This window comes from Enhygromyxa salina, assembly GCF_002994615.1.
Classification (GTDB): domain Bacteria; phylum Myxococcota_A; class Polyangia; order Nannocystales; family Nannocystaceae; genus Plesiocystis; species Plesiocystis salina_A.
The window spans coordinates 41,340-52,116 of the sequence record NZ_PVNK01000293.1 but is presented as its reverse complement, the minus strand read 5'-3'; the positions used below and the strand labels follow the sequence as shown (position 1 = coordinate 52,116).

9 protein-coding genes and 1 pseudogene are annotated in these 10,777 nt (G+C 70.1%); 5 read left to right on the top strand and 5 right to left on the bottom strand.

Annotation, left to right across the window (positions count from 1 at the left end; translation table 11 throughout):
* Positions 1-425: 425 nt before the first annotated feature.
* A complete protein-coding gene (locus ENSA5_RS34115; protein ID WP_146156415.1) occupies positions 426-1,256 on the bottom strand; it encodes a hypothetical protein in 831 nt (276 codons plus the stop codon).
* A gap of 29 nt (positions 1,257-1,285) precedes the next feature.
* Positions 1,286-3,124, bottom strand: coding sequence for a hypothetical protein (locus ENSA5_RS34110; protein WP_106395905.1), 1,839 nt, complete (start codon positions 3,122-3,124; stop codon positions 1,286-1,288).
* A 371-nt stretch (positions 3,125-3,495) separates the two neighbouring features.
* Between ENSA5_RS34110 and ENSA5_RS34105 the strand changes: the two genes are divergently transcribed.
* The 3 genes and pseudogenes from ENSA5_RS34105 to ENSA5_RS39885 form a co-directional block, all read left to right on the top strand.
* Positions 3,496-4,239, top strand: coding sequence for a serine aminopeptidase domain-containing protein (locus tag ENSA5_RS34105; protein ID WP_181198445.1), 744 nt, complete (start codon positions 3,496-3,498; stop codon positions 4,237-4,239).
* 127 nt (positions 4,240-4,366) lie between these two features.
* Entirely contained in the window at positions 4,367-6,103 is a 1,737-nt protein-coding gene (locus ENSA5_RS34100; protein WP_106395903.1) for a carbon starvation CstA family protein, read from the top strand.
* 179 nt (positions 6,104-6,282) lie between these two features.
* Positions 6,283-6,507 (top strand): annotated as a pseudogene (locus ENSA5_RS39885) (FHA domain-containing protein); the annotation flags it as partial.
* On the opposite strand, the gene ENSA5_RS39530 reads toward ENSA5_RS39885, so the two are convergent.
* On the bottom strand, positions 6,488-7,168 hold the full coding sequence (locus tag ENSA5_RS39530; RefSeq protein ID WP_258183107.1) for a hypothetical protein: 681 nt from the start codon (positions 7,166-7,168) through the stop codon (positions 6,488-6,490). The pseudogene ENSA5_RS39885 and the gene ENSA5_RS39530 sit on opposite strands and share 20 nt — an antisense overlap.
* A gap of 2 nt (positions 7,169-7,170) precedes the next feature.
* On the opposite strand from ENSA5_RS39530, the gene ENSA5_RS39525 reads away from it, so the two are divergent.
* Positions 7,171-8,340 carry a DUF898 family protein gene (locus ENSA5_RS39525; protein ID WP_258183106.1) on the top strand — a complete coding sequence of 390 codons (1,170 nt, stop codon included), beginning with the start codon at positions 7,171-7,173 and terminating at the stop codon, positions 8,338-8,340.
* Between the two features lie 100 nt (positions 8,341-8,440).
* Here ENSA5_RS39525 and ENSA5_RS34090 read toward each other — a convergent pair whose 3' ends face one another.
* The gene (locus ENSA5_RS34090; protein WP_106395901.1) at positions 8,441-9,325 is read right to left on the bottom strand and encodes a hypothetical protein; all 885 of its coding nucleotides are present in this window, start codon (positions 9,323-9,325) and stop codon (positions 8,441-8,443) included.
* 19 nt (positions 9,326-9,344) lie between these two features.
* A complete protein-coding gene (locus ENSA5_RS34085; RefSeq protein ID WP_106395900.1) occupies positions 9,345-9,974 on the bottom strand; it encodes a hypothetical protein in 630 nt (209 codons plus the stop codon).
* 150 nt (positions 9,975-10,124) lie between these two features.
* Here ENSA5_RS34085 and ENSA5_RS34080 point away from each other — a divergent pair, with 150 nt between their 5' ends.
* The gene (locus ENSA5_RS34080; protein ID WP_146156413.1) at positions 10,125-10,733 is read left to right on the top strand and encodes a hypothetical protein; all 609 of its coding nucleotides are present in this window, start codon (positions 10,125-10,127) and stop codon (positions 10,731-10,733) included.
* The last annotated feature ends 44 nt before the right edge of the window (positions 10,734-10,777 follow it).

Genomic DNA, 10,777 nt, shown 5'->3' with positions numbered 1-10,777 from the left:
GGCCGTGCGTGGCAGAGTTGCTGACGGCTGTGGGGGTCCAAACCAGCCCCCTTTAGGGGGCCACGGAGGCGGAGGCGAAGCTCATACCAGCCCACCGAGCGAGGAGCGGAGCGAGGAGCGACCGGCCGCTTGCGGCCGTGCGTGGCAGAGTTGCTGACGGCTGTGGGGGTCCAAACCAGCCCCCTTTAGGGGGCCACGGAGGCGGAGGCGAAGCTCATACCAGCCCACCGAGCGAGGAGCGACCGGCCGCTTGGGGCCGTGCGTGGCAGAGTTGCTGACGGCTGTGGGGGTCCAAACCAGCCCCCTTTAGGGGGCCACGGAGGCGGAGGCGAAGCTCATACCAGCCCACCGAGCGAGGAGCGGAGCGAGGAGCGACCGGCCGCTTGGGGCCGTGCGTGGCAGAGTTGCTGACGGCTGTGGGGGTCCTAATGAATCCGGCCGAAGGCGACGTCGGTCCGGTAGAACCCGCTGCTGTCGGCGCCGTGCCAGGCGTAGCCGATCGGGTGGCGGTCGTCGTCGGTCATGAACAAGATCGTGCCCATGCCGAAGCCGGTCTCGTCGGGTCCGCGGGTGTCGTCTTGATGCTTGTAGCGGGTCGAGTCGATGACTCGGACGAGGTAGGCGTTCTCGATGTGCGCGACGGGGGCCGGCCGGGCGATCACGATGCCGACGTGACCGGTGTTGCCGCCCTTGGGCCAGTTGGGCGGGCGTCGCCACGAGAACAGGTCGCCGGGCTCGACGTCCTCGATGTCGGCGACCTGCTGCCAGCCGCGGCGTGCGCGGGTGGTGGGGGCTTTTTGGATCGTGCGCACGTAGGTCGCGGCGACCGGGCGCTCGCGGTCGAGGGTCTCGAGCGCCTTCTTGTCGACGCGGGCGAGCATCCAGTTGAGCATCCCGGAGCAGTCGAAGTGATAGAGGCCCTCTTTGCGCCGGACCCGGGTGCTGTGCGAGTAGGTCGTGTCGGTCCGGGTGTCGTCGATCGCCTCGGCCAGATCGAGCAGCTTCTCGGTGGCCTTGGTCGCGGGCGCCCCGGGATCCCACTGGACCGCGCCGCCGCGCGCCTCGCTGGTGTAGGTGAAGGGCTCTGGACCGGGGCGGGTGGAGGCGGCGGCTCGCAGGGTGTGGACGGGCGCGGCGAGAGCGTGGCCGAGATGGCCGAGATCGAGCTGGCCGTGGGCCACGAGGGAGTGGGTCAGGAGGGCGAGCTCGAGCAGCGGCATCTTGGGGCACACGATGCGCGCGGGCGAACGATTCACCACCGCACGGATCCGTGCTCAGTATTACTCTACTTGCACTGCGTCGGGGCGATCATCGCGGCGTCGGTGCCCTCGCTGGCGGTCACGGCGATGTTGCCGATCGTCGACTCGCAGTCCCACTTCACGGTCGCGCCCGCACAGCTGGCGCAGTCGACGTTCACGAGGGTCGCGTCGGCGGCGTCGCGCAGCTCGATGCCCGCGTCGTTGGCGGTTGAACGCAGCTTCACGTGCTCGAAGCGAGCCTTGGTCGTGTGGGTGCCGAGCACGATCCCACCCCAGGCGGCTTGGGCCTCGGCCTCGGAGCTGGCCTCGGAGCTGGCCTCGGAGCTGGGCGTGGGCCCGAGCAGGATCGGGTGTTCGGCGCTGCCGCTCATGACCACCGTCGCGCGCTCGTAGTAGCCGACGCCGAGGATCACCCCAGGGTCGAAGCGCAAGCTGGTGCCCGCGGCCAGGGTCAAGGTCGCGCCCTTGTCGACGAAGACGTCGCCCTGGATCCGGATCGGCGCGGCCTGGGCGGCCCAGGTCGCGTCGGCCTCGATCTTGCCGCGCTCGACGTGGATCTGCGCGGCCTCGTCGTAGCGGTTGTCGGGCCCGAGCGCGCCGAGCAGCGCCGGGGTCGTGCGCAGCGCGACGGGGACCGCGGTGAATTCGTTGTTGGCGAAGGCCTCGACGCTCACGTCCATGCCGCGCAGCTCGACTCCGACGAGGTCGCTGTGAAAACGGCAGCCCTCGAGCGAGAGGCTCGCGCTGCCCTCGGCGAGGACCACGCCCTCATCGCGCGCGCCGCCGTGGGCGAGCTCGACGTAGCGCAGCGACAGCCGCCCCTCATCCTGGACGTGGAGCCCGGCCCACGAGCCTGGGCGGTTGTCCTCGGCGGCGCGCAGCTCGATCCGCCCGCTGGCCCCCGGTGGTGGTGGCGGCGCGCCTTCGGGGGGCGGCGGGCTGGCGCTGGCGCTGAGCGAGCCCGGCCCCAAGCCCCCGATCACGACGCGGGCGTCGGGCGTGAAGTCGAGGGTGGTGCCGGGGGTGAGCGACAGCTGCGCGGGCAGGCCGGCCTCGCCCTCGACCCGGAGGACACCCTCGATCCGGTAGGCGTTCGGGGGCCACTCGAGCGTCGTGGCCACGCGCCCGGCCGCGATGGCCACGCGCGCGGTCGGCTCGAGCTTCAGATCGTGGAGCCCGGCGGCGGCGGCTGGGGTCGCGCGCGCGACCACGCCCGCGCCCGAGAGCTCGGCGCCGAGCAGCTCGGGCCCGCGCTCGCCGACGAGCTCGAGGGCGAGCGCGGTCGGGCTGCGCACAATCAGGCCGACGAGCTTGACCTCGGCGGCCTCGATCCACAGCGAGGCGTGGTCCTCGGTCCCGGCGCTGGCGATCTCGAGGTGCTCGAGCGACGAGCCGTCGGCGTGGGCGTGGAGGCGCACGCCCTTCCACCCGCCGCTGTCGCTGACCGAGTCGGCGATCATCCGCACGGGCTGGTCCACGGTCCCGGCGACGGTGATCGTGCCGGGCTGATCCCGGCCGACCTCGAGCACGGCGCCGGGCTCGAAGCGCAGCTCGACGCCAGGCTCGATCCTCAAGGTCCCGCCGTCGACGCGGTAGAGCCCGCGGACGCGGACCGGCGCGCAGCTCGACGCGATCGTCCGCGCCTTGGTCTCGACGCCGGTCAGGACCGTGGGGCACTCGCTCGCCTGGCCCTCGGGCTCGGCCGTCTGGCCCGCGGGCGTGTCCCCGGCGTCGGCCGCGGGAGTGTCTCGCTCGACCTCGCCCTTCGCCCCGGCGTCGGTCTTTTTGCGCGCCTTGGGCTCGTCGCTGAGCAGATAGCAGCCGCACGCCAGGCCCATCAGTACCGTGAGGATCGTGCGGCGCATGACTCCGAGCTACCACGGCGCCGACTCGAACGGCAACACGGTTCAGACGGGCTTGGAGGCGTCTGTGACCCGGGCCTCGACGAGCGTCCGCCTCGTCGGCGCCGATGCTTGCGAAGCGCTCGACGACTGGCGGGCGTCCGCGGCGCTGAGCTCGTCGAGGATCACCGCGGGTCTCGACGAGCTCGTTGGCAGCGCGCAGCCCGGCAGCCATGAACTCGGGGACGAGGCCGACCGAGAGCGAGGGGAGGTCGCCTTCGACAAAGCCGACCCCGTGGGTCTCCATGGGCGCCCGGCTCCAATTGCGATCGCACGGCGCGGGCCTCGAAGCTGCGCGACCCGACGGCCCATGCTACGCGAAAGAGGTGAGCACGATGGCTACCCTCGGCACCCGCGTCGTCTTCGTCTCCAGTCTGGTCTCGGTGTTGTCCGGCTGCGCGGGGCAGCTGGAGGCGCCGATCCCCACGGCGGCCTACGGCGGCGACGGCGACCACGCCCGCGCGCTGGTCATCATGCTGCCCGGCGCCGGAGATCGAGTCGGGACCTACGACAAGCACGGCTTCGTGCAGACCATGCGCGACAGCGGCATGGACGTCGACATGCTCGAGGTCGACGCCCACATCGGCTACTACCGCTCGCGGACCCTGCTCGAGCGCTTGGAGCACGACGTCCTTGCACCCAACCGCGATCGCTACGAGGAGATCTGGTTGGTCGGGATCTCGATGGGCGGGCTCGGGGCGCTGCTGACGACGTGGACCTACCCCGAGGAGGTCGACGGGCTGATCCTGATGGCGCCCTACCTCGGCCGTCGCAAGATCCTCGGCGAGATCGAGCGCGCGGGCGGGCTCGCGGCCTGGCAGCCTCCGGCCGAGATCGACGACGCGCGCTGGGACATCGAGATCTGGCGCATGCTCCAGCAGATCAGCGCACAGCAGGGCGCCGGCGAGACCGAGCTCTACCTCATGTACGGCGAGGATGACTTCGGCGCCCGGGCCCACCGGATCCTGGCTGGCGGTCTGCCGGTCTCGCACGTCAAGACGGCCCCGGGCGGCCACGCGTGGGGGACGTGGACGACGCTGTGGAACGCGTTGATGTCCGAGAGCCCGATCGCTTCATGATGCCTTGGACGACGGGCTCCTCAATTTAGAAGCGGGCTCGAACCCCACTTCCTGACGGCTGGGGGGCTGACGCCTGGGGGCGCATCAGTGCTTCCCAAGCTCGGCGTTCGGCGCGACACTGCCCGCCATGGTCGCCGTCGTGACCGCGTTGGTCTTGCTGGTGTTCATCGCCAGCTTCCGCTTCTACGCGCGCTTCCTCGGCCGGCGGATCTTCGCGGACGAGGAGCCCGGGTTCGTGACCCCGGCCCACGAGCTCGAGGACGGGCGCGACTTCGTCCCGACCAAGCGGCCGGTGCTGTTCGGCCACCACTTCACCTCGATCGCCGGGGCCGCGCCGATCATCGGCCCGTGCGTGGCCGCGTACTGGGGCTGGCTCCCGGCCCTGGTCTGGGTCGTGCTCGGCACGGTGTTCATGGGCGCCGTCCACGACTACGGCGCGCTGGTCGTGAGCGTGCGCGAGAAGGGCCGGTCGATCGCCGACGTCGCCGCCAAGGTCGTCAGCGGTCGTGTGCGCCTGATGTTCCTGTGCTTCATCATGGTCCTGAGCTGGCTGGTGCTGGCGGTGTTCGCCATGGCGATCGCCGGGCTGTTCATGGCGGTCCCGACCTCGGTCTTGCCGGTCAACATCGCGATCGTCGTCGCGCTGGTCATCGGCTGGCTGCTCTACGTCAAGAAGCTGCCGCCGCTCTTGCCCTCGCTCGTGGCCCTGGTCGTGCTCTACGTGTTCGTGTGGGTCGGGACCAAGGTGCCCCTCGACCTCGCCGACACCGGGCTCGACAAGGACCAGGTCAACCTCACCTGGATCCTCGCGCTGTTCGCCTACTCGGCGGTCGCGAGCTTGCTGCCCGTGTGGTTGCTGCTCCAGCCCCGCGACTACGTCAACAGCCACCAGCTCGTGGTCGGGCTCGGGCTGCTCTTCCTCGGCATCTTCGTCGCCCACCCGAGCTTCGACGCCCCGGCCGTGCGGATGTCCGGCGACGACGCGCCTTCGATGTTCCCCTTCTTGTTCGTGACGATCGCGTGCGGGGCGATCTCGGGCTTCCACGGGCTGGTGGCGTCGGGGACGACCTCCAAGCAGCTCGACAAGCTCGAGGACGCCCGGATGATCGGCTACGGCAGCATGCTCGGCGAGGGCGCGCTGGCGCTGGCCTCGACGATGGCCGCGGTCGCCGGGATCGGGCTCGTGGGCTTTTGCGCCCTGCCCGGGCAGGGGCCCGTCGAGGATCTGAGCTGGGCGGTCTACTACGACAACTGGGCTCACGCGTCGGGCAACAAGGCGGCGGCCTTCGTGCTCGGCGGGGGCGCGTTCCTCCAACAGCTGGGGATCTCGGCCGTGCTGGCCCAGACCCTGATGGCGGTGCTGGTGATCTCCTTCGCGTCGACGACCCTCGACACCGCGACCCGGATCGAGCGCTTCATCATCGCCGAGATCGGCGACGCCCTGAAGGTCAAGGCGCTCCAAAACCCCTACGTCGCCACGATGATCGCGGTGCTGCCCGCGATCGTGCTCGCGACCATGCGGGTCGCCGACGGCGACGGGGGCGTGCGCGAGGCCGCGTGGGCGCTGTGGCCGGTGTTCGGGGCCAGCAACCAGATGATCGCCTCGCTGACCTTGCTGGTCCTGGCCCTGTACTTCTGGCAGCGGCGCCGCCCAGTCCTGCCCCTGGTCATCCCGATGGTGTTCGTGATGGGGGTGACGATGTTCTCGCTCGTTTTGCACCTGCTCGCTTTTTGGGCCGAGGAGAACTGGCTGCTGCTGGGGCTGACGGTCGTGCTCAGCAGCTTGATCTTGTGGATGAGCGCCGAGTCACTCGGGCTGTTCGTGCGGCTGCTCCGAGAGCGACGAGCCGCACGGGAGGCCTGAGCGATTTTGGGCCGTCGAGCTCGAGCTCGGGGCGCGGGGCCGCGATCTCGGGGACTCTCGTGACCCCGCTTTTCCCTGTCCGGCACAGTTCGCGGGCTCTGGTCGCCGCCAGGCCACACGGTACTTGCGCCGCCTGGCGCCAGTTGGGATGCTCGCGCACCCAACCGCGGAGGCCGTGAGTGTCGAGCCACTACGTTCTCAAGATCCAATACGTCAACAAACCCCCTGAAACCCGCAACATTGGTGCCCGGGTCACGAGCATTGGCCGCGAGGCCGGTGACATCGTCCTCGGTGATCCCCAGTCCTCCGGTCGCCACGCAGAGATCCACTTCGAGAATGACGCCGTGCGCGTCAAAGACCTCGGCAGTACCAACGGGACCTTTTTCAACGGTCAGCGGACGCCGGAGTTCTCGCTCGCCCCCGGGCAAGGCTTCTCGATCGGTCAGACCGTGATGACGGTGATGTCGGTCCAAGGCGCCAACCAGCGCGCTGGAGCAGGCAAGACCATGATCGCAATGGGCGGCATGCCGCGTCCGCCGGGCGCTCCGCCTGGAGCTCCGCCCGGAGCTCCGCCCGGAGCAGCTCCGCGTCCTCCAGGCGCCCCGCCAGGGCCTCCCGGAGGGGGTTTTGGCGCGCCGCCGCCCGGAGCCCCTCCCGGTCCTCCCGGAGGAGGTTTCGGAGCGCCGCCGCCCGGAGCTCCTCCGCCGGGAGCCCCGCCCGGAGCTCCTCCCGGAGGAGGTTTCGGCGCGCCGCCGCCCGGAGCACCGCCAGCTGGAGGTCCGCCTCCCGGGGCACCTCCCCAGGGAGGCTTTGGTGCGCCGCCGCCCGGGAGCCCGCCGCCGGGAGCTCCTCCCGGAGGAGGTTTCGGAGCGCCAGCTGGAGGTCCGCCGCCCGGAGCACCGCCAGCTGGCGGTTCGCCGCCCGGAGCGTTCGGAGGTCCGCCAGCTGGGGGGCCGCCGCCCGGAGGAGCCTACGGAGCGCCCCCCGGAGGTCAGCCGCCTGGAGGTCAGCCGCCCGGAGGTCAGCCGTCCGGAGGTCAGCCGCCCGGTGGATACGGAGGAGCACCGATGGCCGCAGCGGCCGGTGGTGCGATGGCCGCGGGCGCCGCGGTTGGCCAGGCCTTCGGAGGTCCGCCGTCCAACACGGGAGGGGCCCCCGCGCCCTACGGTCAGCCTGGCGCCGCGATGGCAGCCTCGCCTGGCGGTGAGGTCCGCGGAGACTTCTCCGGCACGGGCGGCGAGCTGCTCGGCCAGCTCCTCGTCGGCTACATCCTCACGCTCATCACCTTCGGCATCTACGGGCCGTGGTTCATCTGCAAGTTCGCCAACTTCATGGCCGAGCGGACCACCTTCGGCCCCACGGCCAAGGGCACCGTCCGGTTCAAGTTCGAGGGCGAGGGCGGCCAGCTGTTCGTGACCTTCTTGGTTGGCTACCTGCTGACCATGGTCACCTTCGGCATCTACGGACCGTGGTTCATCTGCAAGCTGCAGAAGTTCTTCGCCGAGAACACGACCGCGATGACCGACGACGGCACGATGTACCAGCCGCGCTTCGACGGCACCGGCGGCGATCTCTTCGTGACCTTCCTGGTCGGCTACCTGCTGACCGCGATCACCTTCGGCATCTACGGGGCCTGGTTCATGTGCAAGATGAACAAGTGGTTCGCCGAGAACACGAAGATCACCAAGAACGGCCAGGAGGTCGGCGGCCTGAACTTCGTCGGCGAAGGTGGCGAGCTGCTCGTGACCTTCATCGTCGGCTACCTGCTGACGCTCATCACCTTCGGCATCTACATGGCCTGGTTCCAGGTCAAGCTGATCAAGTTCAACGCTGACAACACCAAGATCAACGTCGAGGGTCAGCGTCTGGGCATGCGCTTCACCGGTGAGGGCGGCGAGCTCTTCGTCATCATCCTCGTCGGCTACCTGCTGAGCATCGTGACCTTCGGCATCTACATGTTCTGGATGATGGCCAAGCTGTTCAAGTGGCAGCTGTCCAACACGGTCGTGTTCTCCGAGGGGGGCGCGCCCGCGCAGGTGGGCATGGGCGGCGGCGCCGTCCAGCAGATCGGCGGATCGCCGCAAGGCCAGGCGTACGGCCAGCCTCCGCAGCAGCAGTTCGGGGCGCCGGGCGGCCAGCCGGGCTTCGGCGGGCCGCAACAGCCGCAGCCGGGCTACGGACCTCCGCCCGGTGGCGGTGGCTACGGTGGACCACCCCAAGGTGGTGGGTACGCCTGACGCGTAGCCTCTCTCAACGCAAAACGGCCCGGATCTTCCGGGCCGTTTTCGTTGGGGGCGTCTTGGTTGGGGGCGTCTTGGTTGGGGCCGTCTTGTCGGTTCAGGGCATCGCCGGGAGCCGCTCGAGGGGCGCGGAGATCCGGCGGTAGCCCGGCCACCAGCGGTAGTGCTCGCAGTCGTGGCGGCTGTAGAAGTCGACGATGTCCTCCCACTCGACCTCGCCCGCGTCGATCCGGCTGGCGAAGGCGACGGCGGGGATCTCGGCGCACATCGGCACGCCCTCGCCCGCGAAGTGTGAGCGCGCGCCGAGCTCGTCGTGGCCGACCGCCTGGGGCGGGACCTTGCTGACCCACAGGGCCCCGAGCTCGGTGACCTCCATGATGCGCAGATCGACGATCTCGACGGCGTGCTCACCCGAGCAGACCGAGATCTCGGCTCGCTCGCCCGGGCGCAGGACCATGGTGTTGTAGCGGCCGATCGCGCGGACCTGGCAGCTGCCGGTTTGACTGCGCATGTCGAGGAAGTAGGCGAGGGGGAGCTCGCCGACGTTGGCCAGGGTTGCGAGGGTGTGCTTGGTCCGGGTCGTGACGCCCCGCTTCTTGACCTTGATCTCCTCGATCTTGACCCCGATCTCGAGCCCGGCCTCGCGCAGGGTCGCGCCGGGCTCGATCGTCCGGAGATCGCCGGGCGAGGCGACATGATAAAAAGTGTTGGGCTCGAGCAGGCGCTGGCGGCTGGGGGCGCTGAGCTCGAAGCGCGCGACGGCCTCGTCGATGTGGGTCTGGTAGTACGCTTCGCTGTCTTGGTAGCTGGCCTCTCGCTCCAGCGCCTTGCGCTGGGCCTCGTCGGGATCGACGCGCTTGGCCAGGGCCACGTCGACCGCGTCGGCGAGGTCGAGGGTCAGGCGTGAGCCGCTCCATCCACCGATCAGAAGCGACAGCGCCAGCGCGCCGCCAGCGATCGATCGGGTGGCGATCGCCTCCATTGGCCCAAGACTATCAAGTTCAGGGCGAGTGAGCCCAGCTTGGATCATCCGGGCGGCGATCCCAGTGCCCGGCGCGAGCGAGGAGCAGCCCGTTGAGGCTCGGGAGGTCGAGCCCCGAGCGGGCTGCGAGCCACAAATACGCGCCCCGGACCCGGAGCTTGGCGCCGACGATCGCCGGCAGCCGCGCGGGATCGGGCCACCGAGGGGTCCGGGCGGCGGCCTGAGTCCAGGCCGCGAAGGCCTCGGTGCTCGGCGCGAGACCGGGTGACAGCGCGCGGCGAAACGCGAGCTGATCGCGGATCAGATCGTGCAACTCGGCCCAGCAGAGCACGGCTCGCGCGGCCTCGTCGGGCCAGTCCGCGCGCGGGCGCTCGGGCTGTGCGAGGCCGGCCGACGCCGCGCGGAGCCGCTTTGCGACCCGCGCGGGTCCGATCAGCTCGCCCTCGCGCAGGCCCCCGGGCCAGCGCGACGCCAGGTCCGCGAGGGCGAGCTTGTAGTCGGCGCCCCGCGGTCCCTCGGAGAGCTTCGCGGCCGCGTCGAGGGCCTCGTACTTGGCGACCATCGAGCGCCACTGCTCCCGCCCGGGAGCTTTTTGCCAAAACGCGGCGGGATCGAAGCCCGCGACGCGCTCCCGGATCGTGAGGTCCACGGCAAGTCTCATACCAGGGTTTTTTAGACCCCCGCGGGCGTCAGCGACTCTGCGACGCGCGGCGGTTGGTCTCGAGCTTTGTGGTTGCCCTCGAGGAGGGCTCGGACGACTTCGGTTGACAGGAGCGGGCTTGGCGTTTGAACCTTGAACGTGGCTGAGGAGAAGCAGCTCGCGGTGTGTGAGCCGGAGGCCGGGCTCGCCGAGCGCGAGGGGGCTGGGCGTTTGCCCGACGCCTACGAGGCCGAGTACATGAGTGGGGAGGGGACGGTCTTGTATCGCGACAAGAGCCGGGCGCCGTGGCCTCTGCACGCGATCTTTGGCGCGGTCTCGTTGTTCACGATCGGCGCGGCGTTCGTGGGGTCCGGCGCGTGGATCGAAACCGTCGCGACGGTGCTCGTGTTGTTGCCGGTCTGGCTGCTGTTCTCGGTCCTGCGCGTGACGGTGTCCGAGGGTCATGTCAACGTTCAGTACGGTCTGTTCGGACCCAAGATCCCGATCTCGGCGATCGAGTCGGCCGAGATGGTCGAGTATGACTGGAAGCGCTTCGGCGGCTGGGGCATCCGCCTCAACAGCGAGGGTGGGTGGGTGTACAACATGCCCGGCGATGGGGGGCGGGCCGTCCGGATCGCGTGGCGCGATCGCAAGGGGAACGCAAAGGTCACCTACGTGGGCAGCCTCCAGTCCGAGCAGCTCGCAGCGCAGATCAACCAGGCCCGCGCGCTCGGCCCCGCCAAGCAGCCTGCGGCGCTCGAGCCGTGAGGGCCAGAGACAGCGCGACAAACGCGGGCGGGACGAGTGTCCAG

What these genes read in the sequence shown, in the direction of transcription:
- ENSA5_RS39525 (WP_258183106.1), top strand. Translation starts at nt 7,171, where the DNA reads ATGGCCGCAGCGGCCGGTGGTGCGATGGCCGCGGGCGCCGCGGTTGGC.
- ENSA5_RS34090 (WP_106395901.1), bottom strand. Translation starts at nt 9,325, where the DNA reads ATGGAGGCGATCGCCACCCGATCGATCGCTGGCGGCGCGCTGGCGCTG.
- ENSA5_RS34100 (WP_106395903.1), top strand. Translation starts at nt 4,367, where the DNA reads ATGGTCGCCGTCGTGACCGCGTTGGTCTTGCTGGTGTTCATCGCCAGC.
- ENSA5_RS34105 (WP_181198445.1), top strand. Translation starts at nt 3,496, where the DNA reads ATGGCTACCCTCGGCACCCGCGTCGTCTTCGTCTCCAGTCTGGTCTCG.
- ENSA5_RS34110 (WP_106395905.1), bottom strand. Translation starts at nt 3,124, where the DNA reads ATGCGCCGCACGATCCTCACGGTACTGATGGGCCTGGCGTGCGGCTGC.